Source organism: Paenarthrobacter sp. NPDC089675, from assembly GCF_044749185.1.
Taxonomy (GTDB): domain Bacteria; phylum Actinomycetota; class Actinomycetes; order Actinomycetales; family Micrococcaceae; genus Arthrobacter.
The window spans coordinates 22,519-46,056 of the sequence record NZ_JBIVHM010000007.1 but is presented as its reverse complement, the minus strand read 5'-3'; the positions used below and the strand labels follow the sequence as shown (position 1 = coordinate 46,056).

General features: G+C 63.6%; 26 protein-coding genes. 18 read left to right on the top strand and 8 right to left on the bottom strand.

What is annotated here, in order from left to right:
- Positions 1-747, bottom strand: coding sequence for a transcriptional repressor LexA (gene lexA / locus ACIPY2_RS15395; RefSeq protein WP_400267260.1), 747 nt, complete (start codon positions 745-747; stop codon positions 1-3).
- A 344-nt stretch (positions 748-1,091) separates the two neighbouring features.
- On the opposite strand from lexA, the gene ACIPY2_RS15390 reads away from it, so the two are divergent.
- From ACIPY2_RS15390 to ACIPY2_RS15355, 8 genes are all read left to right on the top strand, one after another.
- Positions 1,092-1,451 carry a LysM peptidoglycan-binding domain-containing protein gene (locus tag ACIPY2_RS15390; RefSeq protein WP_400267259.1) on the top strand — a complete coding sequence of 120 codons (360 nt, stop codon included), beginning with the start codon at positions 1,092-1,094 and terminating at the stop codon, positions 1,449-1,451.
- Positions 1,452-1,515: 64 nt separating this feature from the next.
- Complete coding sequence (locus tag ACIPY2_RS15385) at positions 1,516-2,643, top strand: histidinol-phosphate transaminase (protein ID WP_400267258.1); 1,128 nt, start codon at positions 1,516-1,518, stop codon at positions 2,641-2,643.
- A gap of 62 nt (positions 2,644-2,705) precedes the next feature.
- On the top strand, positions 2,706-3,332 hold the full coding sequence (hisB, locus tag ACIPY2_RS15380; protein ID WP_400267257.1) for an imidazoleglycerol-phosphate dehydratase HisB: 627 nt from the start codon (positions 2,706-2,708) through the stop codon (positions 3,330-3,332).
- Positions 3,329-4,069: an imidazole glycerol phosphate synthase subunit HisH gene (hisH, locus tag ACIPY2_RS15375; RefSeq protein ID WP_400267256.1), complete on the top strand. Its 741-nt coding sequence runs from the start codon at positions 3,329-3,331 to the stop codon at positions 4,067-4,069. Before hisB ends, hisH begins: the two co-directional genes overlap by 4 nt.
- The gene (locus ACIPY2_RS15370) at positions 4,070-4,228 is read left to right on the top strand and encodes a hypothetical protein (RefSeq protein ID WP_400267255.1); all 159 of its coding nucleotides are present in this window, start codon (positions 4,070-4,072) and stop codon (positions 4,226-4,228) included. It abuts the gene before it with no gap.
- 32 nt (positions 4,229-4,260) lie between these two features.
- A complete protein-coding gene (gene priA / locus ACIPY2_RS15365; RefSeq protein WP_400267254.1) occupies positions 4,261-5,004 on the top strand; it encodes a bifunctional 1-(5-phosphoribosyl)-5-((5-phosphoribosylamino)methylideneamino)imidazole-4-carboxamide isomerase/phosphoribosylanthranilate isomerase PriA in 744 nt (247 codons plus the stop codon).
- Positions 5,004-5,891: an SseB family protein gene (locus ACIPY2_RS15360; protein ID WP_400267253.1), complete on the top strand. Its 888-nt coding sequence runs from the start codon at positions 5,004-5,006 to the stop codon at positions 5,889-5,891. Before priA ends, ACIPY2_RS15360 begins: the two co-directional genes overlap by 1 nt.
- Positions 5,892-5,942: 51 nt before the next feature.
- Positions 5,943-7,247, top strand: a complete 1,305-nt coding sequence (locus ACIPY2_RS15355) for an MFS transporter (protein WP_400267252.1) — start codon at positions 5,943-5,945, stop codon at positions 7,245-7,247.
- Positions 7,248-7,323: 76 nt separating this feature from the next.
- Here the strand turns inward: ACIPY2_RS15355 and ACIPY2_RS15350 are convergent, their stop codons facing one another.
- Positions 7,324-7,713, bottom strand: coding sequence for a DUF1844 domain-containing protein (locus tag ACIPY2_RS15350; RefSeq protein WP_400267251.1), 390 nt, complete (start codon positions 7,711-7,713; stop codon positions 7,324-7,326).
- A gap of 364 nt (positions 7,714-8,077) precedes the next feature.
- Between ACIPY2_RS15350 and infC the strand changes: the two genes are divergently transcribed.
- From infC to ACIPY2_RS15325, 5 genes are all read left to right on the top strand, one after another.
- Positions 8,078-9,025, top strand: a complete 948-nt coding sequence (gene infC, locus ACIPY2_RS15345) for a translation initiation factor IF-3 (RefSeq protein ID WP_400267250.1) — start codon at positions 8,078-8,080, stop codon at positions 9,023-9,025.
- A gap of 117 nt (positions 9,026-9,142) precedes the next feature.
- Entirely contained in the window at positions 9,143-9,337 is a 195-nt protein-coding gene (gene rpmI / locus ACIPY2_RS15340; RefSeq protein WP_347110628.1) for a 50S ribosomal protein L35, read from the top strand.
- 119 nt (positions 9,338-9,456) lie between these two features.
- Complete coding sequence (gene rplT, locus ACIPY2_RS15335) at positions 9,457-10,134, top strand: 50S ribosomal protein L20 (protein WP_400267249.1); 678 nt, start codon at positions 9,457-9,459, stop codon at positions 10,132-10,134.
- Between the two features lie 26 nt (positions 10,135-10,160).
- Positions 10,161-11,087 (top strand): TrmH family RNA methyltransferase, encoded by a 927-nt coding sequence (locus ACIPY2_RS15330; RefSeq protein ID WP_400267248.1) that lies wholly within the window; start codon positions 10,161-10,163, stop codon positions 11,085-11,087.
- Positions 11,088-11,186: 99 nt separating this feature from the next.
- Positions 11,187-12,104, top strand: a complete 918-nt coding sequence (locus ACIPY2_RS15325; protein ID WP_400267247.1) for a cation diffusion facilitator family transporter — start codon at positions 11,187-11,189, stop codon at positions 12,102-12,104.
- Positions 12,105-12,208: 104 nt separating this feature from the next.
- Here ACIPY2_RS15325 and ACIPY2_RS15320 read toward each other — a convergent pair whose 3' ends face one another.
- Positions 12,209-13,399, bottom strand: coding sequence for an MFS transporter (locus ACIPY2_RS15320; protein WP_400267438.1), 1,191 nt, complete (start codon positions 13,397-13,399; stop codon positions 12,209-12,211).
- Between the two features lie 144 nt (positions 13,400-13,543).
- Between ACIPY2_RS15320 and ACIPY2_RS15315 the strand changes: the two genes are divergently transcribed.
- Positions 13,544-13,987: a (deoxy)nucleoside triphosphate pyrophosphohydrolase gene (locus tag ACIPY2_RS15315; RefSeq protein WP_400267246.1), complete on the top strand. Its 444-nt coding sequence runs from the start codon at positions 13,544-13,546 to the stop codon at positions 13,985-13,987.
- Positions 13,988-14,024: 37 nt separating this feature from the next.
- On the opposite strand, the gene ACIPY2_RS15310 is transcribed toward ACIPY2_RS15315, so the two are convergent.
- Positions 14,025-15,125 (bottom strand): Rv2578c family radical SAM protein, encoded by a 1,101-nt coding sequence (locus ACIPY2_RS15310; protein WP_400267245.1) that lies wholly within the window; start codon positions 15,123-15,125, stop codon positions 14,025-14,027.
- A 75-nt stretch (positions 15,126-15,200) separates the two neighbouring features.
- On the opposite strand from ACIPY2_RS15310, the gene pcp reads away from it, so the two are divergent.
- Positions 15,201-15,842, top strand: a complete 642-nt coding sequence (gene pcp / locus ACIPY2_RS15305; protein WP_400267244.1) for a pyroglutamyl-peptidase I — start codon at positions 15,201-15,203, stop codon at positions 15,840-15,842.
- A gap of 33 nt (positions 15,843-15,875) precedes the next feature.
- On the opposite strand, the gene ACIPY2_RS15300 is transcribed toward pcp, so the two are convergent.
- Positions 15,876-16,508, bottom strand: a complete 633-nt coding sequence (locus ACIPY2_RS15300) for an SIMPL domain-containing protein (RefSeq protein WP_400267243.1) — start codon at positions 16,506-16,508, stop codon at positions 15,876-15,878.
- Complete coding sequence (locus ACIPY2_RS15295) at positions 16,505-16,945, bottom strand: hypothetical protein (RefSeq protein WP_400267242.1); 441 nt, start codon at positions 16,943-16,945, stop codon at positions 16,505-16,507. Before ACIPY2_RS15295 ends, ACIPY2_RS15300 begins: the two co-directional genes overlap by 4 nt.
- A 153-nt stretch (positions 16,946-17,098) precedes the next feature.
- Between ACIPY2_RS15295 and pheS the strand changes: the two genes are divergently transcribed.
- Together pheS and pheT are read left to right on the top strand one after the other, a co-directional pair.
- Positions 17,099-18,160 carry a phenylalanine--tRNA ligase subunit alpha gene (pheS, locus tag ACIPY2_RS15290; RefSeq protein ID WP_400267241.1) on the top strand — a complete coding sequence of 354 codons (1,062 nt, stop codon included), beginning with the start codon at positions 17,099-17,101 and terminating at the stop codon, positions 18,158-18,160.
- A 2-nt stretch (positions 18,161-18,162) separates the two neighbouring features.
- Positions 18,163-20,706 carry a phenylalanine--tRNA ligase subunit beta gene (gene pheT, locus ACIPY2_RS15285; RefSeq protein ID WP_400267240.1) on the top strand — a complete coding sequence of 848 codons (2,544 nt, stop codon included), beginning with the start codon at positions 18,163-18,165 and terminating at the stop codon, positions 20,704-20,706.
- Positions 20,707-20,782: 76 nt separating this feature from the next.
- Here the strand turns inward: pheT and ACIPY2_RS15280 are convergent, their stop codons facing one another.
- On the bottom strand, positions 20,783-21,337 hold the full coding sequence (locus ACIPY2_RS15280; RefSeq protein ID WP_400267239.1) for a hypothetical protein: 555 nt from the start codon (positions 21,335-21,337) through the stop codon (positions 20,783-20,785).
- 209 nt (positions 21,338-21,546) lie between these two features.
- Between ACIPY2_RS15280 and ACIPY2_RS15275 the strand changes: the two genes are divergently transcribed.
- Entirely contained in the window at positions 21,547-22,185 is a 639-nt protein-coding gene (locus ACIPY2_RS15275; protein ID WP_400267238.1) for a 4'-phosphopantetheinyl transferase family protein, read from the top strand.
- Here the strand turns inward: ACIPY2_RS15275 and ACIPY2_RS15270 are convergent.
- Positions 22,182-23,516 carry a M1 family metallopeptidase gene (locus ACIPY2_RS15270; protein ID WP_400267237.1) on the bottom strand — a complete coding sequence of 445 codons (1,335 nt, stop codon included), beginning with the start codon at positions 23,514-23,516 and terminating at the stop codon, positions 22,182-22,184. The genes ACIPY2_RS15275 and ACIPY2_RS15270 overlap by 4 nt on opposite strands.
- Between the last annotated feature and the right edge of the window lie 22 nt (positions 23,517-23,538).

Genomic DNA, 23,538 nt, shown 5'->3' with positions numbered 1-23,538 from the left:
CTAGAGCGATCGCAACACTGAGACGACCTTGCCCATGATTGTGGCCTGGTCGCCAAGGATGGGCTCGTACTGGGTGTTCTGGGGGAGTAGCCACGTGTGGCCGTCGCGCTGCCGGAAAGTCTTCACCGTGGCCTCGTCGTCAAGGAGTGCGGCGACGATGTCCCCGTTGACCGCATCATTCTGCCGGCGAACCACCACCCAGTCGCCGTCACAGATGGCGGCGTCGATCATGGAATCGCCGGCCACCTTCAACATGAACAACTCGCCGTGTCCCACCAACTGGCGAGGCAAGGGCAGTACGTCTTCCACCGTTTGGTCGGCAAGGATCGGCCCACCCGCGGCAATACGTCCCACCAGCGGGACCATGGCGGTATCGCTTGCGCTGGCCAGTTCGGTCACGGCGAGGCCTCCCGTGCTGCGCAGGGTAGCCGGGGCTTCGACACCGGGAATGCTGGCGCCGCCGTCCAGCGTCAACGGCATCAGGACCTCCATGGCACGCGGACGTTTGGGGTCGCGGCGGAGGTAACCCAGCTTCTCCAGCTGCGACAGCTGGTGCGTGACGCTTGAGAGGCTGGCCAGGCCGACAGTATCGCCGATTTCCCGCATGCTGGGCGGATAGCCGTTCTCGTTCACCGAGCGCTGGATGGTCTCCAGGATCTTCTTCTGGCGGACGGTCAGGCTCTTGGGGTTCTTTGACGGCTGCTGGCTCCGCAGGGGTGCCCCGCCGCCTGTGGCTTTCGCTGCCATGTTTGCCATCGCCCTTCCGGTACTCCGGGTCATCCGAGACCACCCGGTAGGGCCTAAAAATGTCAGACCCTCCTGATGCACTGAATCCGTGCTTGTTCTTCCTCAAACGTAGGGCAGGCATAGGCCTTTATCAAACATTTGTTCTAGCGAGTCTCGACAGTGTTCGTTGATAAGTGCTAAAAATGTCATAGCAAGGTTCGAACATGTGTTCTATAAATCGCTTGCAGGGCTTCGATGTTCGAAGGAAGTGTTCGAACGAAGGAGTCCAGCAGCGATGAACACCAATGATTGGCAGCCGGCATCGGGAACCCCGGGACCGGCAAACGCTCAGAAGGGCTCAGCTCATGTCCGCAGTTACCACGTTCCATGATTTCCGTACCGCGCCCGCGCCGACGCGCCTCCGGTTGACCCGCCGCGGAAGGATCGTTTTCTTTGGCATTCCCGTGATGTTGCTCGTAGCTGCGCTCCTGAGCCTCGCCGGATTCCTGAACTCGCCGGCCAAAGCCTCCGACAGCCAGGCCCAGCTGCAGCCTCCAGTGGCTGTATCCGTGACGGTGCAGCCCGGGCAATCCCTGTGGGGTATCGCCGGCGCAGCCGCGCCCGAGCGGGACCCCCGGGATGTCATTGCGGAGATCATCCAGTTGAACGATCTGCGGGGTGGCCGTATCCAGCCCGGGCAGCAGCTCTTCGTACCGGCCAACTAGCTGGATTGCGGGCGCTGGCCGTCACAGTTACAGTGCAGTCCCGCCAGCCCCTTAAACTGTTGTGGTGACTGACCAGCTTGAGCGACTTGACCGGCTTCCCCTTCGGACCAACCTGCGTGGACTGAGCCCTTATGGCGCACCGCAGCTTGATGTCCCGATTTTGCTCAACGTCAACGAAAACACCCATGGCGTTCCGGCGGATGTCCAAGCGGCCATTACGGAAGCAGTGGCAGCGGCTGCCACCGGACTTAATCGATACCCGGACCGCGAGTTCACCGAACTGCGCGAGACCCTCGCCGACTACTTGGGTCACGGCCTGTCTCCTGAGAACATCTGGGCTGCAAACGGATCCAACGAGGTTCTCCAGCAGATCCTGCAGGCATTCGGCGGCCCCGGGCGCAAGGCACTCGGTTTCCCGCCCACGTATTCCATGTATCCCCTGCTGGCCAGTGGAACCGATACGGAGTACATCCGTGGGGTCCGGGCCGATGACTACGGCCTCGATGCCGCCTCGGCTGCCGCTCAGGTAGCGGAAACCGGGGCAAACATCGTCTTCCTTTGTTCGCCCAACAACCCCACCGGAACCGGACTTGGCCTGGACGTGGTAGAAGCTGTCTACGAGGCCGGCGAGGCCAGCCAGGCGATCGTCATCGTCGATGAGGCGTACCACGAGTTCGCCCACGACAATACGCCGAGCGCGCTGACCTTGCTGCCCGGCCGTGAACGCCTCATCGTCTCCCGTACCATGAGCAAGGCTTTCGCGCTGGCCGGTGCGCGCCTTGGATACATGGCTGCGGCCCCGGAGGTCGCTGATGCCCTCAGGCTGGTGCGCTTGCCGTACCACCTTTCCGCAGTCACCCAGGCGACGGCCCTCGCGGCCCTGCAACACCGCGAGGCTCTCATGGCCGACGTTGAAGACATCAAGGTCCAGCGTGACCGGATTGTCACCGAGCTCCTTCGAATGGGCCTTAAGCCCGCCGCATCCGATTCGAACTATGTATTCTTCGGCGGATTGGAGAACCCGCACCTCATCTGGCAGGGGCTGCTGGACGCTGGAGTGTTGATCCGTGACGTAGGCATCCCCGGTCATCTGCGGGTTACCGCGGGCACCGAGAAGGAAACCACAGCCTTCCTTGAAGCGCTTGAAGCGTTGCTGGACGCGCCTGAGGAATCGGCGCAGCAACAGGGCTGACCCTACAGCCCACTAAACTTGTCAGTAGATCCAACCCCCTTCGTTATAAGGACGTTCACCCCATGAGCGAAACCGGCGCCACGCCGTCCGCTGCCCGTACCGCGCGCATGGAGCGCACCACCAGCGAGTCCTCGGTCCTGGTGGAAATCAACCTTGATGGGACCGGGGTCTCGGACATCAGCACGTCCGTTCCGTTCTATGACCACATGCTGACCGCCCTCTGCAAGCATTCGCTCATTGACATGACGGTGAAGGCCACCGGGGATACGCACATCGATGCCCACCACACCGTGGAGGACGTGGCCATCACTTTTGGCGAGGTCCTGAAGACGGCACTGGGCAACAAGGCCGGTATCCGCCGGTTCGGCGAAGCTACGGTTCCCTTGGACGAAGCCCTCGCGCACGCCGTCGTGGATGTCTCCGGTCGTCCCTACCTGGTCCATGGCGGGGAACCCGCAGGCCAGGAATACCACCTGATCGGCGGCCACTTCACCGGGTCCCTGACGCGTCACGTCTTCGAGGCCATCACCCTGCACGCCGGAATCTGCCTGCACATGAACGTGTTGGCCGGTCGCGATCCCCACCACATTGTTGAGGCGCAGTTCAAAGCATTCGCACGAGCACTCCGCGCTGCCGTGGAGTCCGATCCGCGGGTGGAGGGCATTCCCTCCACCAAGGGAGCACTATGAGCAACCAGATCTTGAAAGACGGCGCAGTAGCGGACACCAGGGCCGCAGTGAAGCCGGAGTCACCCGAAGGCAAACCCACAGTTACGGTCCTCGACTACGGCTCCGGCAACGTGCGTTCCGCCGTCCGCGCTCTTGAGCGGGCCGGCGCCCATGTGGTGCTGAGCTCCAAGCCCGAGGACGTCCTGAACGCCGACGGACTCGTTGTTCCGGGCGTTGGCGCCTTCGAGACAGTCATGCGCGAACTGAAGGCCGTTGACGGCATCCGTATGATCGGCCGCCGCGTGGCCGGAGGACGCCCTGTCCTGGCGATTTGCGTGGGTCTCCAAGTGCTGTTCGAGGCCGGAGTGGAGCACGGCACGGAGTCCGAGGGCATGGCTGAGTGGCCAGGCAAAGTGGAACTCCTCCCCGCCCCGGTTGTACCGCACATGGGCTGGAATACAGTGGACGTTCCGGAGGGGTCCAAGCTCTTCGCCGGGGTCGAAGACGAGCGCTTCTACTTTGTCCACTCCTATGGAGTCCAGGAGTGGAACTTCGACGTCGTGCAACCGCGGATGGAGCCGCCCAAGGTGACTTGGTCCGAGCATGGTGCCCGGTTCATCGCCGCGGTCGAGAACGGGCCGCTGTGCGCTACCCAGTTCCACCCGGAGAAATCCGGGGACGCAGGGGCCAAGCTCCTTCGCAACTGGGTGGACGGCCTCCGCAAGCCCGGATCCGGCGACTCCAAGGACGTTGCCTGAATGTGGTCCGTAGTGCTGATGGGCCTTGCCGGCCTGCTGGTGGGCGGTGGCGTTTCCTTTCACCAGCAGAAGAAGCCGCTCTGGGTTTCCATTTCCTTCTATGTGTTGGCTGCGATGTCCCTCCTGGCCGCCTATCTCCTGACGCTTCCCGGTAAATAAGCCCGGCGTCCCCATCAACTGCAAGGACCTTCATGACCACCTCCGCCCAGTCCGTACTGGAACTCCTGCCCGCCGTAGACATCGTTGACGGCCAGGCCGTCCGCCTCCTGCAGGGTGAAGCCGGCTCGGAGACCAGTTACGGAACCCCTCTGGAAGCCGCATTGAACTGGCAGGAAGCCGGCGCGGAATGGGTTCACATGGTTGACCTTGACGCCGCCTTCGGCAGGGGCAATAACGCGGAGCTGATCAGCGACGTCGTGTCGCAGTTGAACGTGAAGGTGGAACTTTCAGGTGGACTGCGTGATGACGAGTCGCTGGAACGAGCCTTGGAGCTCGGTGTGGCCCGCGTAAATCTCGGAACAGCCGCGCTGGAAAATCCGGACTGGACCCGCCGCGCCATCGAGCGCTTCGGTGACAAGATCGCCGTCGGACTCGATGTCCGCGGGACCACGCTGGCCGGCCGCGGCTGGACCAAGGAGGGCGGCGACCTCTGGGAGGTCCTGGCACGGCTGGAGGACGCCGGGTGTGCACGCTACGTGGTCACCGACGTCACCAAGGACGGGACCCTGCAGGGACCCAACGTGGAGCTCCTGCGCCAGATGGTGGAAAAGACCGGCAAGCCGGTGGTGGCATCCGGCGGCATTTCCAGTCTTGAGGATCTCCGCGTCCTCCGCGAACTGGTGCCGCTCGGCGTCGAAGGCGCAATCGTGGGCAAGGCTCTTTACGCCGGTGCTTTCACTCTTCCTGAGGCGCTTGACGTCGCCGGCCGCCGCTGATGGCTGACCACCAAGGGCGCCGCCGGGAACTTCCGGGACATATAGCCGCCGCCCTGGCGGGGGCAGGTGGAGCGACCGACTCCGCCGGCCAACCTTGGGCAGGGCGAAGCCTGAGCGGCGACTCCGCCAAAATCCACAATTTCGAGGACGACGACGGCTCGCCAGACGCCGGATATCTCGCCGCTGTGGAGGAGCTGCTGGCGGGCGCCGGCAGTGAAGCCGAGGTGGTCGCCTCCCTCGCCACAGCCAGGGTCTTTGTGCCTGTGGTGGCAACCTTGGCGGAGGAAGCCGAGGGCGTCGACGGGCTCCATGCGGACAAGCAGGCCGATATGGCGTTGGTCACCCTCAAAGCACCCGACGGCCGGACGGCGATGCCCGTCTTTACGTCAGCGTCCGCCCTGGAGAAATGGCATTCCGAGGCCCGCCCGGTGGCGGTGTACGCGGCAAGGGCCGCTCTTTCCGCGGTTTCCGAGGGTGCGCAATTGCTGGTGCTGGATCCCGGTTCGGATTTCACTTTCGTTGTGCGCCGGCCTGCCATGTGGGCGCTGGCCCAGCAGAAGGACTGGACGCCGTCGTACCTTGATGATCAACTGGAGGCTGCTCTCGTTTCCACGGCAAGGAGTTTCCCGGCGGTCCGCCGACTTGAGACCCGGCCTGGCGGCGGTGTTCCATCGCTGACGGCCGACGGGCGTCAGGTGCCTGGCGGGGGAGCAGGTCCGGAACTACGTGTTGTGCTCTTCCTTGAGGACGGTCTGGACGCCGCAGCCGTACAAACGCTCGTGGCACAGCTGAATGAAACCTGGTCCCGGATGGATTTCTTTGCCGAGGGCGTTGATTCGATTGAAGTAAAACTGCAGCGAGCGGCACAGGAGCCCTCGCAGCTTTAACGGCAGCACCCGTTCCCCGGGGCTGCCCTGGGGAACATGAGGAACCAGCCCGTGAATTTCGCTCTCTACAAAGAGATGCTGTCCATCCGCCCTGTCCGGCGCCTTCTGATCGTCGGCATGATCGCACGCATTCCGCATTCCGCCGCCGGCGTCCTTCTTACCCTGCACATAGTGCTCGGTCTTGGTCAGGGGTACGCCGCAGCGGGCGCGGCGGCCGCGGTGATGACCATCGGTATCGCCGTGGGCGCTCCTTGGCGGGGACGCAGGGTTGACACAGTCGGCCTTCGGAAGGCACTGATTCCTTCCGTGGTCTCCGAAGCCCTCATTTGGTCGATCGTTCCGCACGTTTCCTACCAGTGGCTGCTGCCTTTGGTTTTTGTCGGCGGTTTATTCACGCTGCCCATCTTCAGCGTTGTCCGGCAGTCCTTGGGCGTCATGGTGGATGGTGAACAGCGCCGCGGCGCTTTCGCCCTGGATTCAATCGCCACGGAACTTGTGTTCATGATCGGTCCGGCCATTGGTGCGATTGTTGCCACGAGCGGCTTTTCGGCGCTGGGGCTCACGGCTGTGGGCGTTTCGGTCTCCGTGGCGGGCTTGTTCCTGATCTGGTTCAACCCGCCAACTAGGAGCGAGAATCCCTGCACGGATTCGGAATCAGCCGAACGCGCGGCCGCTGACCTCTCCGCGGCTGAGGCGGCAATGGTTGCTTCGGCCCCCGGCCACGTCCAGGAAGCGGCGTCGGAAATGGCATCTCCGCTATCCACGGACGGGGCCGTAAGGAGCCGGGTAGCGCGGAACTTCGCTTGGTTCACGGTCTCCGTGGCTGCGCTGTTCGCAGTGGCGGCGGGATCGGGCATGGTCCTCAGCGGTTCGGACGTAAGTATTGTCGGGATGCTTGAGCGGGGCGGTCACCAGAACCAGATCGGCATCGTCTTCTTTTTCTGGTGCGCTGCTTCAGTGGTGGGTGGCCTCATCTATGGGGCGATGAACCGCCCGGTGTCACCCATGGTGCTCCTGCTGGGAATGGCGGCATTGACCATACCGATGGGTTTTGCCCGGGACACTTGGACACTGGCATTCCTGTCCGTCCTGCCTGGTTTGCTGTGTGCGCCGGTGTTGTCGGCATCGTCGGAGAAAGTGGCGGACCTCGTGGATGAAGACCGCCGCGGCGAAGCGATGGGCTGGTATGGCTCGGCCCTCACCGGGGGAGTCGCCTTGGGTGCGCCGCTGGCCGGCGTGTTCATTGATGCCGTGGGTCCGGCAGGTGGTTTCGCCGCCGTCGGCGCGGCGGGCGTGGTCCTTTGCCTGGCTGGCCTCACGCTCACGTCCTTGCGCCGGCGTGCCGCCCGCGTTTGAGCATTGCCCGGACACAAACGACGACGGCGACCCAACCTCGGCAGGTTGGGTCGCCGTCGTCGTTTTGGTTCGGACGTTAGTTGACCGGTCCGGTGAACTTCTCGCCCGGTCCCTTGCCCGGGGCATCGGGGATGAGGGAAGCCTCACGGAAAGCCAACTGCAGCGAACGCAGGCCATCGCGCAAGGGGCCGGCATGCTGGGATCCGATTTCAGGTGCAGCAGCGGTGACCAGGCCGGCCAAAGCGGTGATGAGCTTGCGGGCCTCGTCCAGATCCTTGAGGTCTTCCGCATTGGGATCGTCGGCGAGGCCCACCTTCACGGCCGCGGCGCTCATGAGGTGCACGGCGCCGGTGGTGATGACCTCCACGGCGGGTACTTCGGCGATGTCGCGGATCTGCTGGGATACTCCGGCAGTGGCGTTGTCATCGCCAAAGGAGTTGCGGTGATTGCTGTCTTCAGTGCTCATACTGGTAAGCTTGTCATAGACCGACTGGAAGTCGTTATTCAGCATTGATGCTCCCGCCGCGTGCAATGTGCACTTGGCGGGTTATTTCTGTAGAATTGATTTTCAGTTTGCAAGCGGAGTTCTCTCCCACCCGCGTCAGCCGTTTCCCGAAAGGGACATGAAGGTTGCCGGGTAACCTGGTCGGACACTTTTGGGCATTGCCTGGAAAGTGCAGCAGTTCCATTGTGGGACTGTGCCGATCTTCGAGGCCTTCGATTGCACCAGCAATTGGAGGCCTTCTCTTTTTGCCGGTGAACCTCACCACAACCACAGGAGCTTTAACATTAGCGAGCCAAGAATCAATGAGCGTATCCGCGTCCCCGAGGTGCGGCTGGTCGGCCCTGCCGGCGAACAGGTAGGAATCGTCCGTATCGAAGACGCCCTGCGTCTTGCTGCCGAATCCGATCTCGATCTCGTTGAAGTTGCCCCGCAGGCTAAGCCTCCTGTTTGCAAGCTGATGGACTTCGGCAAGTACAAGTACGAGGCCGCAGTCAAGGCGCGCGAGGCCCGCAAGAACCAGACCAACACGGTTCTTAAGGAAATCCGCTTCCGCCTGAAGATCGACAAGCACGACTACGAAACCAAGCGTGGACACGCCCTCCGTTTCCTCGGAGCCGGTGACAAGGTCAAGGCCATGATCCAGTTCCGCGGCCGTGAGCAGCAGCGTCCTGAGATGGGTATCCGCCTCCTGCAGCGCTTCGCTGAGGATGTTGCCGAAGTGGGCGTGGTTGAGTCCAGCCCGCGCATCGATGGCCGAAACATGGTCATGGTGATCGGTCCGCTCAAGAACAAGGCTGAAGCCAAGGCAGAAGCCCGCCGCGCAGCACAGCGTGCCGAAGCGAAGGCGCAGAACGAGGCCAAGGCTGCTGCACGCGTGGACACCGCCGGCGACCAGGGCCCGATGACCCAGTCGCTTGGCGACCTCCTTCCCGCAGGCCTCGTGGCCGGCGGGGAAGAACCCACGCAGGAAAACGAAGCGCCGGTTGTCGAAGACGCGCCTGAGGTTGCTGAAGCTCCGGTTGCGGAGGCGCCCGAGGTTGAAGAAGCCCCGGTTGCGGAAGCTCCCGAGGTTGAAGAAGCCCCGGCTGCAGAGGCTCCCGTTGCGGAAGCCGCACCGGCTCAGGAAGCTCCCAGGCCGGCTGTGCCTGCAGCTCCGAAGCCCGCTGTTCCGGCGGCTCCGAAGCCCATGGCAAAGCCTGCGGCGCCCAAGCCCGGTGCACGGCCGGCGGCCCCCAAGGCCACGCCGAAGCCTGCATCACGCAAGACCAACTAGTTCGACGCCAGGGAGTCCGCTCCCAATGGCAAGCAACCAGCACGCCGGTCCATTGAAGACCGGCTGCGCGAAAGAACTGCGGACACAGTCCGCGGATACGTAAGGAGATCGGTTCCCATGCCGAAGATGAAGACCCACAGCGGTGCTAAGAAGCGCTTCAAGCTGACCGGCACCGGCAAGCTTAAGCGCCAGCAGGCCAACCGCCGCCACTACCTGGAGCACAAGCCCACCACCCTGACCCGTCGCCTTGCCGGCGACAAGATCGTCTTCAAGGGCGACGCCAAGGTCATCAAGAAGATGCTGGGCGTCTAAGTTCCAAGCTCTTTGGTTGCCGCCGACCGGCGGTGACCGACTACACCAAAAGCCTTCTCAGGCCCGCCGGAATTCCGGCAGTAGCAGCTTGGGATAAAGATTTCTGAAGGAGTACGCACGTGGCACGTGTGAAGCGGGCGGTCAACGCCCACAAGAAGCGCCGGGTTGTCCTCGAACGCGCAAAGGGTTACCGCGGTCAGCGTTCGCGCCTGTACCGGAAGGCAAAAGAGCAGCTGCTGCACTCGTTCGTGTACAGCTACGGCGACCGCCGCAAGCGTAAGGGTGACTTCCGTCGCCTCTGGATCCAGCGTATCAACGCTGCATCCCGCGCCAACGGCCTCACCTACAACCGCCTCATCCAGGGCCTGAAGGCTGCTGAGGTTGAGGTTGACCGCCGCATGCTCGCCGAGCTGGCCGTTTCCGACGCTAACGCTTTCACCGCACTGGTGAACGTTGCCAAGGCTGCCCTCCCGGCCGACACCTCCGCTCCGGCCAAGTCCGAAGCTGCTGCTCCGAAGGCAGCCAAGGTTGCCCCGGCTGCTGCTACGGCTACCGCAGTCAAGGCTGTCGTTTCCGAGAAGCCGGCCATCGACGGCGCTGTTGCCGCAGTTGACGGCGAAGGTGCTCCGGAGGGCTACGCCATCAAGGGCAACGCCGAATCCAAGAAGTACCACGTTCCGGGTTCCACCTGGTACGAGAACACCGCTGCTGAGTACTGGTTCTCCACGGTCGAGGCTGCCAAGGCTGCCGGCTTCGAGCCTGCAGGCGGCGAAGCCCGCCAGCAGATCAAGAACTAGTCGCATCTGCCACTAAGGTTCTATATATGAACCAAACCGGGCGCCCGCAAGATTTTCCGATGACCAACCCCCGAGCAGATCGGGTAAGGGATGTCGCAAAACTTGCCGGGCGCCCGGCGCGTTTAAAGCGCGGCAGATTCCTCGCCGAGGGTCCACAAGCAGTGCGAGAGGCGTTGACCCTCCACCGTGAGCGTCTGGCCGCAGGGGGCGCCGCCGTCGTGCATGAAGTTTTCGCGAGCGAAGCGTGCCTGGAGAGGCTTCCGGAACTTGCCGACCTCGCCCGCAGTACCCAGCTGCGCATTGCGAGCGACGACGTGTTGGCCGCCATGGCGGATACTGTCAACCCGCAGGGAATCGTTGCGGTGTGCGGCTTTGTGGATGTAAGCCTTGAGTCGGTGCTCGACGCCGGTCCACGGCTGATTGCCGTGATGTGCCAAGTGCGAGACCCCGGCAACGCGGGTACGGTGCTGCGCGCCGCCGATGCCGCGGGCGCGGACGCTGTGGTCCTGACCGGTTCCAGCGTGGACATCTACAACCCGAAAGCCGTGCGCTCCACGGCCGGCTCCCTTTTCCACCTTCCCGTAGTCCTTGGCGCTGACGTTGACGACCTCGTTGCGCGCTGCAAGGCCCGGGGGATTGGTGTCCTGGCTGCGGACGGTTACGGCACCGTGAACCTGGACAAACTGCAGGACGAGAATGCCGCCCGGCGTCTGGGCAACCAGGAGGTTTCCTCCGATTACGCCCTGGAGGCTCCCACGGCTTGGCTGTTCGGCAACGAAGCACAAGGCCTGTCCGATGACGAGCTCGCTTTGGCTGACCATCGGGTGGCGGTTCCCGTCTATGGATCAGCTGAAAGCCTCAATCTGGGCACCGCAGCCACGGTTTGCCTTTACGCCAGCGCCCGCTCGCAGCAGGGTGCGGTTTCCTCCACGGCCACCGCCGGACATGCATAAGTAGTCCCGGTCCGGGTACGGTATTGCTGGCGAGGTCAGGTGCAACTATTTGTCCCGACCCGCTCCCATCACTCCCAAACCCGAAGAGGTGAAGCTTCCGTGGCTGCAAGCGGCGGTACCAAGGCGATCGTGGCGGCGCTCTCCGCCAACCTGACCATCGCTGTACTGAAGTTCCTGGCCTTCATCCTGACGCAGTCATCGTCCATGCTGGCCGAGGCGATCCACTCCGTGGCCGACTCCGGCAACCAGGTACTGCTCCTGGTGGGTGGCAAGCGTGCCAAGAAGGCCGCCGATGCGGCGCACCCGTTCGGTTATGGGCGCGAACGCTACATCTACGCTTTCATCGTCTCGATCGTGCTGTTCAGCGTGGGCGGGCTGTTTGCTTTGTACGAGGCCTGGGAGAAGTTCCACGATCCCCACGGGATCGAAGGAGCCTTCTGGTGGGTTCCGCTCGCGGTCTTGGTGGGAGCCATCATCGCCGAAGGCTTCTCCTTCCGCACGGCCATCATCGAGTCGAACCACCTGCGCGGAAAGCAGACCTGGATCAAGTTCATCCGCAATGCCAAGCAGCCTGAGTTGCCCGTGATCCTTCTGGAAGACTTTGGGGCGCTCCTTGGCCTGGTCTTCGCACTGTTCGGCGTCAGCATGACCCTGGTGACAGGTAACGGCGTGTGGGACGCGTTTGGCACAGCAATGATCGGCCTCCTGCTGGTAGCCATTGCCATCGTTTTGGCCTTGGAAACCAAGTCACTCCTGCTGGGGGAGTCCGCCACCAAGGAAGACGTCTCCCGGATTACCACTGCCCTTGAGGCCGACGGCACGCGCATCATTCACCTGAAGACCATGCACCTTGGCCCGGAAGAGCTGCTGGTTGCTGCCAAGATCTCCGTGGGGGCCGTTGACACCGGGCGCGAGATAGCCAAGGCTATCGACGACGCCGAACTCCGGATCCGTACGGCTGTTCCGATCGCGCGGGTCATCTACCTTGAGCCGGACCTTGAGCGCGTTAAGGCCTGAGAGGCCTGCCTGAGTCGGCTCCGACCTGAACAGCAGAGAAGGGGAAGCGCTCCGCATCAATGCGGGGCGCTTCCCCTTCTTCTGTTTGTTTTTTGCTTTCCTGCTTAGGCCAGCGGCTTCCGGCGCTCGACGAGCCCGCTGATCACGGCAACGCCCAGTCCGAGGACCGCCAGTACGGCACCAACCAGGGCGGGAGCCACATACCCCCAACCCCATGCGATGACAGTGCCGCCCAGGAAAGCACCGAGCGCATTGGCGATGTTCAGCGCGGAATGGTTCAAGGATGAAGCCAGGGAGGCTGCACCGGGAGCGGCGTCCAAGAGCCGGGTTTGCAGTGCCGGCGTCAGCATGGAACCGATACCGCCCACGACGAACGCCATAAGGAACGCCGACCAAGCCCAGTGCGCGGCGATCGCGTAGACGACCAGCGCCACGGCGATCCCGGGCATTACCAGGTAGATGGTTCCCATGACCGACCGGTCCGCGATGCGGCCTCCGATGATGTTTCCCACCACCATTCCCACCCCGTACAGGGCCACGACGGCGGGAATCATGCTTTCGGGGATGCCCGCCACGCTTGTCATGGTGTGCGCGATGTACGTGTACACGGCGAAGAAGCCACCGAAGCCAATGATTCCGATGAGGAGCGCGAGCCAGACCTGCAGCCGCTTGAGGGCGCCCAGTTCACGGCGGATGCTCGCCTCCGGGTGGACCGGCTCGAACGGCACGAATTTCCACACCATGGCGACAGTGACGAGGCCGATTCCACCGACGATGACGAAGAGTAGCCGCCAGCCAAAAGTCTGGCCCACCCAGGTAGCCAAAGGCACACCGATCACATTGGAAACCGTCAGGCCGGCCATGACCATCGAGATGGCCCAGCCGCGCTTGGTGGGAGCCACGAGGCTGGCTGCGATAACAGCGGCCACGCCGAAGAAAGCGCCGTGGGGGAGACCGGAAGCGAAACGGGACAACATCATGAGTCCGTAGTCCGGGGCGATGAAGGAGGTCAGGTTGGCGATCGACAAAAACAGCATTAGCCCAAGCGCAAGGTGCTTCCTCGGGAGTTTGGCCCCGAATGCCGCGAACACCGGCGCGCCGATGACGACGCCCAGGGCGTAGGCGGAGATCAGGTTTCCCGCCTCCGGTGTGGTGATGCGCAGCCCCTGCTCAACTTCCTTGAGCAGCCCCATCATGGCGAACTCGGTGGTACCGATCGCAAACCCGCCCATTGCCAACGAAAGAATGGCCAAGCCGAGATGGCGCCTTGTGGGGCGAGTGGCGGGTGGGGACATGGTGGTAGTCATAAGCCTGCTTCTTGGGGGTGCCTTGAGAGCCTGGGAGGTGGAGAAAATCCGATAACAAGCTTACTGGCGGGCGCCGCGCAGCGCTTGGTTTTGTGACGATACCCATGGCCCGCAGCGCCATAGACTTGAGCGGTGACTGCAATGATCAAGGTAGTGGGTGCCGCAATCGTGGACTCGCTGGAAGCCCCCGCCCACCTCCTCGCTGCCCGCCGTACTGCTCCGCCGCAATTCGCTGGAATGTGGGAGTTTCCGGGAGGGAAGGTGGAGGAAGGCGAAGACGCCGAGACTGCCTTGCACCGGGAACTCAGCGAGGAACTGGGGATTTCGGTCAGGCTCGGCCAGGAATTGCCGTCCGGGGAACCGGCGGGGTGGCCGCTCAACGAACGCGCTGCCATGCGGGTCTGGTTTGCCGAGGTGCTCCATGGAAAGCCGGAAGCCCTTCAGGACCACGACGAATTGCGCTGGGTTGCCTTGGACGGCGCCGAAACCCTTGACCTCGACTGGATCCCGGCCGACCTGCCGATCGTTCATGCCTTGCTGAAGCGGGCCACCGCCGGGATTGGACTGCGTCCATAGTTCTCCGGGTGCATAGTTGGCCGGCGACCGTTGTTGGCTAGAACAAAGGCTCTTGGCCGGGAAGTAATTCTGCTGGTTCGCTGTTCGTCGGGGCCTGCTTGCCCGCGGCGGCTTCCGGCCTTGCGTTCCGGTGGCTGAAGCCGTGGGTTCCGGTGAAGCCGTATTTCGCCTTGAAGTGGTTGATGCGGCCGGCCAACCAGATCCGGTACTCCTTGGGGGCGTAAGAACCCTGGCCGTAGAGGCGCCTGTAACGCCCTACCAGCTCAGGGTGGTTGGTGGCCAGCCACTTCATGTACCACTCGCGGGTTCCCGGTTTGAGATAAAGGGCGCCGGCGGTGACACCGGTCGCACCTGCCGAAGCAAGCTCTGAGAAAAGAGCGTCCAGGGCATCGTCGGAGTCCGTCAGCCAGGGCAGGATTGGCATGGCCATGACACCGCAGCCCAGCCCGGCGTCGCGCAACCGGGATATGAGCTTGAGGCGGGCGCGCGGTGAAGGGGTGCCGGGTTCCATGAGTTCGGCGAGGTCCGGATTGACCATTGCCAACGAAATACCAAGGTCCACCGGTACCTGGGTGGCAGCGTGCTTAAGGAGCGGGATGTCCCTGGACAGCAACGTCCCCTTGGTCAGGATGGAAAAGGGTGTACCCGAATCGGCCAGGGCTCTGATGATGCCCGGCATGAGGGCGTAACGCCCTTCGGCGCGCTGGTAGGGGTCGGTGTTGGTGCCGAGAGCAACAGGATGCCTCCGCCAAGAGGGTTTGGCCAGCTCCTTGCGCAAAACTTCCGCGGCATTGACCTTGACCACTACCTGTGAGTCGAAGTCGCGGCCCGAATCGAAGTCCAGGTACGTGTGCGTTTTTCGGGCGAAGCAGTAGACACACGCATGACTGCAGCCCCGGTAGGGGTTGACGGTCCATTCGAAGGGCATGTTTGAACCGGAAGGCACCTTGTTGAGCACTGACTTGGCGGTGACCTCATGGAAGGTGACTCCGGAGAACTCGGGTGTTGAGATGGAACGCACAAGTCCGGCGAGCGGCAGCAGGGCGTCACCGGCCGGGGCAGGGCCGCGACTCCCTTCGCCGCTGATCCCGGACGCTTGTCCACTGTTGGGCGAAAGTGCTTGTGCGTCCCATCTCATGTCCTCCATTCGAAGATATGTTCGAATTTAAGTCAAGCCTCCGGCGCGGCCTCCTTGCGTTGCTAATGTTGGTCCATGATCCTGCTGACTGGCTTCGAACCCTTCGGCGGCGAGTCGTTGAACCCCTCGTGGCTCGCCGTGCAGCGTGCTGCGGAGATCCTCCGTAGGGAAGGCCACACTGTAGCCACTGTGGAACTGCCCTGCGTGTTCGGCGACTCAGCGAAGGTGCTGGGCGAGGCGCTCAGGGAGCACGGGCCCGCGATCGTCCTCAGCGTCGGAATGGCCGGGGGCCGGAGCCGGCTTTCCCTCGAGCGCGTGGCAATCAACTGTGATGACGCGCGCATCCCGGACAACAGGGGTCAACGGCCCATCGACGAGGCAGTGGTGGCTGGCGGCCCCGCGGCCTACTTCAGCACCCTGCCGATCAAAGCCGCACTTAGGAATTTGCAGATCGAAGGTATCAGGGCCGAAGTCTCCCAAACTGCGGGCACCTACGTTTGCAACCATGTCTTCTACGCACTCATGCACGCGCTGGCAAGCAAGGAGGGAGTGCGTGGCGGGTTTGTCCACGTTCCCTACCTGCCGGAGCAGCTTCCGGTGGACAGCAGTCTTCCGTCGATGCCGCTCGAATCGATCGCCCAGGGCATCGCCGTCGTGATCCGCACGTCAATCCAAACAATGGTCGACGACAAGTTCGCGGCCGGTGCGGTCCATTGACAAGCCGCTGCCGGACGCCGCGGGTGGTCCCTGCTAAGGCGCCAGCAGTTCCCACTCCACGGTGACGCTCGCAGTGACAGAAGACTCTCCGGCTTCAACGGGGAGGGCCTCGGCTGCAAAGGCGCGCACCAGTCCTCCCGCTGGAATGGGCGCAAGGCCCACCGGCTGTTGGGAAATGGACACCACCTGACCCAACCGCACTCCCGCCAAGGAGGCATAATGCCCGGCCCGCTCTCGCGCATCTGCCCAAGCCGCCTCCTGGGCCTGCCTGGAGAGCCCGGACGGATCGGCGAACCCTTGCACAATCCCGTTGATCCGGAGGTTGTCGCCACCGGCAGCAACGGCCGCGGCAATAACCGAGGGCGCGTCCGCCCGGGACCGGACGCCGACGAGCAACTCGGTGGTGGCTGCATAGGCGGTGACCTTTTGCCCCTGACCCTCCACCCAAACGAGCTCCGCGCGCAGGTTGAGCCCGCTCGTGCGGAGGTCCGCGTCCCGAATGCCGCCCTCCCGCAGACTGGCCGTGACGGCTGCGACCGCCGCTCCGGCGTCGGAATAAGCCTTGGCGGCGGTGTCCCGACGCGTCTCCACCCCGAGGGTCAAGGTCACAAGATCGGGTGCAGCTTTTGCGCTCGCGGTTCCGGTGACTGTGATGGTCCGGTTCATGCCGCCTCCGTTGGCTTCCGGGCAGTTTCCCGCCCCTGATGATCGATGTACCCGCCTGCTTCAAGGCCGGCCCGGCGTTCGAAGAAGTTCGCCAGCCCGGGCGTTCCCGTCCTGATCATGGACCAAGCAGCCGCCAAGCCGTACAAACCCAGGAAGGGCAGACCCAGGCACCAGGCGTACTGGGTACTGTGCCTTTCCTCATGACCGAGCAGTCCAAGGTCGCGGCCCGCAACGCCGGGTGGTTCCCGGTAAAGGACGACATTCCCAACGGTGAAGGCCCGGGCGTGCGGAATCTTCCATGCGTAGCCGGCGGCAATCAGCAGGCCCCGTGGGCCTCCGGACAGGTGGCAGCGCGACGCCGCAGAGACCAGCAAACCCAGCGGAGTGCTCAGGTTTACGAGGTTGGCGATTTGGCGGAGCCGTTGCCCGGGAGTCATGAGGCCAATGCTAGACCCGGCAGCTGTCACCAAACCCGGGAGCCGGAACGTTCATCTAGACTGGAAAGCAGTGTGCTCCGTTCGGCGCGCACTGCCTTTCGTTTTGCAGGCCTGCCATGCCGGCCGTTCCCGACTCGTAGCTAAGAACAGTAGATGACTGACACTTTGCCAGGCGCCGCCATCCCGAATCCGCTGGATGAAGCCGCCATCACCGCCGCCGTTGAGGACGCCATCGCCGCCATTGCGGCCGCCTCCTCGCTCGAAGAACTCAAGGCCGTCCGCCTCGCCCACACCGGCGAGAAGTCGCCGCTCAGCTTGGCCAACCGTGAAATCGGCGGGCTGGCCAAGGAGCACAAGGCTGCCGCGGGCAAGCTGATGGGTTCCTCGCGCGGACGGGTCAACCAGGCGCTCGCAGCGCGAACCCAGGTTCTCGAAGCGGAGAATGACGCCCGCATCCTGGTGGAGGAGACAGTTGACGTGACTGCAGCGCCGCGCCGCCGTCGCGCCGGTGCACGCCACCCGCTGTCCACCCTGCAGGATCGCGTATCGGACATCTTCGTTGGCATGGGCTGGGAAATTGCCGAAGGCCCGGAGGTGGAATCCGAGTGGTTCAACTTCGATGCGTTGAACTTCAAGCCGGACCACCCTGCGCGCGAAATGCAGGACACGTTCTTCGTTGAGCCGCCCGAGGCCCACTTGCTGATGCGCACGCACACCTCACCCGTGCAGGTCCGCTCCATGCTGGAACGCGAAGTCCCCATCTACGTCCTGTGCCCGGGCAAGGTTTTCCGGACCGACGAACTCGATGCCACCCACACGCCGGTATTCCACCAGTTCGAGGGCCTGGCCATCGACAAAAACCTCAGCATGGCGGACCTGCGCGGAACACTGGAGCACTTCGCCCGGCAGATGTTCGGCGATGAGGCTTCCATCCGGCTGCGTCCGAACTACTTCCCGTTCACTGAGCCGTCCGCCGAACTGGACATCTGGCACCCCGGGGCCAAGGGTGGCCCTCGCTGGATCGAATGGGGCGGCTGCGGCATGGTCAACCCGAATGTCCTTCGGGCTGCCGGCATTGACCCGGACGCCTATTCAGGTTTTGCCTTCGGCATGGGCATTGAGCGCACGCTTATGTTCCGCAACGAAGTCGGCGACATGCGCGACATGATCGAGGGCGATGTACGTTTCAGCGAGCACTTCGGGATGGAGATCTAACAGTGCGTATCCCACTTTCCTGGCTGCGTGAATTCGCGCAGGTACCGGCCGACGCTACGGCCGAAGACGTCATGGCGGACCTGGTCAAGGTCGGCTTTGAAGAAGAAGCTGTCCACCGGCCCACCGATGCCCTCAAAGGGCCGATCGTGGTGGGCCAGGTCCTGAGCCTGGTCAAAGAACCGCAAACCAACGGCAAGATCATCAACTGGTGCCAGGTCCGCGTGGTTCCGGAGGGACAGGAGCAGACCCTCACCGGCGAAGGCATCGACCCTTCCGGTGTCCAGGGCATCATCTGCGGAGCCCATAACTTTGTGGAAGGCGACAAGGTGGTGGTGACTTTGCCCGGTGCCGTCCTGCCCGGTGATTTCCACATTTCGGCACGCAAGACCTACGGCCACCTTTCCGCAGGCATGATTGCCTCCGTCCGCGAACTCGGCATAGGCGAGGACCACGACGGCATCCTGGTGTTGTCCAGCATCGGCCTCGACCCCGAAATCGGTACGGACGCCATGGAACTGCTGGGTCTCTACGACGAGGCCGCGGAAATCAACGTCACACCGGATCGCGGCTACGCGTTCTCCATCCGTGGCGTGGCCCGCGAGTATGCCCACGCCACCGGAACTGCCTTCACCGATCCGGCGTCGAAGGTCAACGCACCGGCCGCCCTGCAAGGCGGCTACGGCGTGAAGCTCAACGACGACGCGCCAATCTACGGCAAGCCCGGCTGCGACCGTTTCGTGGCCCGCACGGTCCGCGGAGTGGACGCCTCGCGCCCCACTCCGCCGTGGATGTCTTCCCGTCTTCGCCTCGCAGGCATCCGCAGTATCTCGCTGCCGGTGGACATTTCGAACTACGTCATGCTGGAACTCGGCCAGCCGAACCACTGCTACGACCTCGACAAGCTCTCGGGCGACATCGTGGTGCGCCGTGCCGTTGCGGGCGAGAAGATCACCACCCTTGATGACAAAGAGCGCACGCTCGACGCAGAGGACCTGCTGATCACCGATGATTCCGGTGCCATCGGCATCGCCGGCGTCATGGGCGGGGCCCACACCGAGGTCTCGGATTCCACCACCAACATCTTGGTGGAAGCCGCCCACTTCGACGAGGTTTCGATCGCCCGTTCGCGCCGCCGCCACAAACTCCCGTCCGAGGCGTCCAAGCGCTTCGAGCGCGGTGTGGACTGGCACGTTGCCAACGTGGCCGCACAGCGGGTGGTGGATCTCCTGGTGGAACTTGCCGGTGGCACCGCTGACGGGACCGGCACCGACGTCGGAACGGCGCCCGACGCCGTCACCATCGAGTTGCCCGCTGACTTCGCCTCCAAGCGCATTGGCATCGACTTCACGGAAGAGCAGATCACCACGTCCCTGGTGGACCTCGGCGCTGCCGTGGAGAAGTCCGCATCGGGTTACGCCGTGACGGCACCCAGCTGGCGCAATGACCTTGAAACCAAGGAAGACCTCTCAGAGGAGATCGCCCGGCTGGTTGGTTACGACAACATTCCGGCCACCCTGCCGGTGGCTCCGCCGGGCCGCGGCCTGAGCCGGACGCAGCATCAGAAGCGCCGTGTGGTGCAGGCCCTGGCCGATGCGGGACTGACCGAAGTCCTGTCCTACCCGTTCGTCACCAAGGCCGCCAACGATACCTTCGGTGTTGCAGAGGAAGGCGCCCCACGTCCGGCGCTGAAACTCGCCAACCCGATCAGCGAGGAACACGGCTACCTCCGTACGTCCATCCTCCCTGGCCTCATCGAAGTTGCGCGCCGTAACCACTCACGCGGCTTCCGCGACCTCGCCATCTACGAGGCTGGGTCAGTGTTCCTTCCCGGCGAAAAGATCGGAACGGAGTCCATCCCCCCGCTGGGCGTCAAGCCTTCGGAGGAGGTGCTGGAGGCGCTGTTCGACGGCGTTCCGCACCAGCCGCTGCACATCGCCGCAGTGTTGACGGGCCATGATTCACCCGCTGCCGCGACGCACACGCCGCGCCTCTGGGACTGGGCCGACGGCCTGGACATTGCTCGCCTCATCGCTGACGTTCTGGGCGTGGAGCTTGTGGTCAGCCAAGGCAGCCACCAGGCGTTCCATCCCGGTCGCGCCGCCCAGCTCGCGCTGCGCAGCGGTGAAGTGGTTGGTTACGCCGGGGAGCTGCACCCGAAGCTCCTCGCTGCACACGACATGCCCGCCCGCTCGGTTGCCGTGGAGATCGACGTCGAGGCGCTCTTCGACGCTGCGGCCGACGTGATCGTGGCCAAGCACGTCTCCGGATTCCCTATTGCGACGCAGGACGTCGCATTGGTGGTCCCGCAGGACGTGCCTGCCGATGACGTGCTCGTGGCGCTCCGTGAGGGTGCCGGGAAGCTCCTGGAAGACGTGGCCTTGTTCGACGTCTACGTGGGTCCAGGCATTGACGAGGGCAAAAAGTCCCTTGCGTTTGGCCTGCGCTTCCGGGCAAACGACCGCACGCTGACCGCTGATGAGGCATCTTCCGCCCGTGCTGCCGCAGTGGCCGTCGCCGCCGAGCGGTTCGGAGCCGTCCAGCGCTAGCTGACATTCAGGCGAAAACCCCGGGACTTCGGTCCCGGGGTTTTCGCGTTCAAGGAGCTTTCAACCGGAGCTGCCGCTAGGCGGGCCACCTGCGCAACGTGCTGTTGACGAGGCCGATAAGGACCGCAGTCCACCAGCACGCTTGCGATATCCCCGCCGTCACCATGAGGCGGACCCGAAGGAGCCTGCCCACGTCCACGAAGCGCGTTCCCGCGGGAAGGGCGAACAGCTGTTGGAGTGCCGGATGAACGAAAAGGCCGTTGAGCATGAGGATGAGGACGCTCACAAGCTTGATCCACGTCAACGGGCTGTCCAGATCGGGCCGGATGAATGCCCCTGATAACAGCAGCCCGGCCAATCCTCCCCAGATCAACGGTTTGGCCGCTGATTCCAGCTTGCCTGGTTCGTGCACTGGGACTTTTCCAAGGAGCCAGAGGATGCCCAGCCAGTCGACCACCAGGATGGTTCCAAAGGCCACCGCCAACGAAATCACATGCACGGCAAGTCCGATGCCGTGAACATAAGGTCCGAAATCGAAGGCGCGACTGACCAGCAGTGAGTCACCCCAGGCAATAAAGCAAAGGACCGCGGGCAATATAACCGTGTCGAGCCTCTCGTCTGTTTCGAACAATGCGTCGCTTTCTGTTCAACCAAGTGGTGGGCAGAACGCACACCACTCAAAGATGTGTGCCGGTTTGACGTTCGTGACGCGCGCTGTTGGACCGCTGGTGTCCGGGTTGTTCCGAATCCGGGCAAGTGCCGGTACCCGGAGGAAGGAGATAGGCTGAAGCCGGTCCAGCCAAAAGCGCCTGGCGCGAAGGAGAGCTGCGAAGGAGATCCGTGGAAGAGGCGGTGCTGGAGCTGCACAGGCTCAGTGATGTGCCCCATCCGGCCAACCTGCCCGCGCAGTTGGACGATCCCGCGCGCCAGCGGGCCCTCCGCTTCACCAACAGGGCAGACCGCGATGGATTCGTCGCCGGCAGGATCGCGCTAAGGCGATTTGCGGCGGCGCTCCTCGAAGTGGACCCCAAGCTGCTGACGCCCGATTATCACTGCCCGCAGTGCGGCCCCGGCCAGGACCACGGAGGGCCCGGTTTCATGCTCGACGGCGGGCCGGCGCCCTTGCTGCTCAGCGCCTCGCGTGCGTCGGGCTGGGTACTGCTGGCCGGCGTCGTACATCCAGCGGATGGCCTGCGGCTGGGCGTGGACCTTGAAGCGATAAGCGGGGTTGTCTTTGAGGGCTTCGACGACGTCGCATTGAGCAACAACGAGAAGGACTTTCTGGCATCCGCCCCGGAACAGGACCAAGCCAGCCGGCGGGCCCGACTGTGGGCGCGCAAAGAGGCGTGGCTGAAAATGACGGGGGAAGGCCTGAGGCGGAACCCCGCTGAGCTGGATGTGCTGAGCCTGCCTGGGCTCCGCGATGTTGCCGAATGGGAACTGCCTGATGGTTTGGTTGCCGCCGTTGCCCTCGGCTAGCGCCCTGACGGCAGGGCTGGAAGGGCGGCCTCGTACAGCCACGGTTGCAGAACCGTTGCCGCGTCCAAGCCCTGAACGGACGAATTCGCAGCTTCGATGAAGGCCTCGGTGGACACGGAACCGTGGCGGTTTGAAGAAGTCCAATGGTGGAGGAAAGCAAAAAAGGCTTCGTCGCCCACTGACACACGCAGGGCATGCAAAGCGAGGGCGCCACGCTTGTAGACCCGGTCATCGAACATCAACTCAGGGCCCGGATCGCCAATCAGCAAGTCCTGCGGACCGACGTCGAGCTTCTTCCACGCGGCCAGCACGCGCTCGGCGACTGTCATGCTTCCCGATTCCTCGGACCACAGCCACTCGGCATAGCAAGCAAATCCTTCGTGCAGCCAGATGTCCTTCCAGCTGCAAGCCGTGAGCGAGTTTCCGAACCACTGATGCGAGAGTTCGTGCGCGATCAGGCGCTGGGCTTCCCACGTGTCCCGCATATGGTTACGGCCGAAAATGGAGAGTGTCTGCGCTTCGAGTGGAATCTCCAGTTCGTCTTCGGAAACCACTGACGTGTACTCATCGAAGGGGTACGGTCCAAAGCAGTCCTCGAAGGTCCGCATCATGTCCGGCTGCCGTCGCAGGCCGTCCCTGGCGCCTTCTGCCATGGCCGTCGTCACGGCCACGAATTGGGGAACCCCGTGGTGGGTGCCTTCGGGGGCGAGGGGGATCCGTGAGTAGCGGCCGATCTGGACGGTCGCAAGGTAGGTGGCCATGGGAACTGAATGCTCGTACACCCACGTTTCGCGGCTGGACTTGCGCGAACGCGAAATGAGTTTTCCGTTGCAGACCGGCCGGTAGTTGTCGTCCGTAGTGATGGCGATCCGGAAGGTGGATTTGCTGCGCGGATGGTCGTTGCAGGGGAACCAGGAGGCGGCGCCGTTCGGTTGGCCGGCAACCAATACGCCGTCGGTCAGTTCTTCCCAGCCGACTTCGCCCCAGAGTCCGCGGCGGGGTTGTGGGTTGCCCTCGTAACGGACATCCAGGACAAACTGCTGCCCGGCTTTCAGCGGCGCCGGGGGAGTGATCACCACATGCTCATTGCGCTGGGCGAACTTTTGGACTTTCCTGCCGTCCAGCTGGATCTTTGATGCCCGCAGCCCCACCAGGTCCAGGACCACTTGGCCGGTCGGCTCCAGGGCTGTGCACCTCAGGAGGGCCCTCCCGATCAGCCTGTTGCTGCCCAGCCGTACATCAAGGTCAAGCTCGTACCGGTCAACGCGGTAGGCGGTGCTGCCGTGATCCAGGGTGTAGGGGTCGGGACTGCTTGGCGATGGTTCGGTCATGGAGTTCGGCGGCCTCAATCCT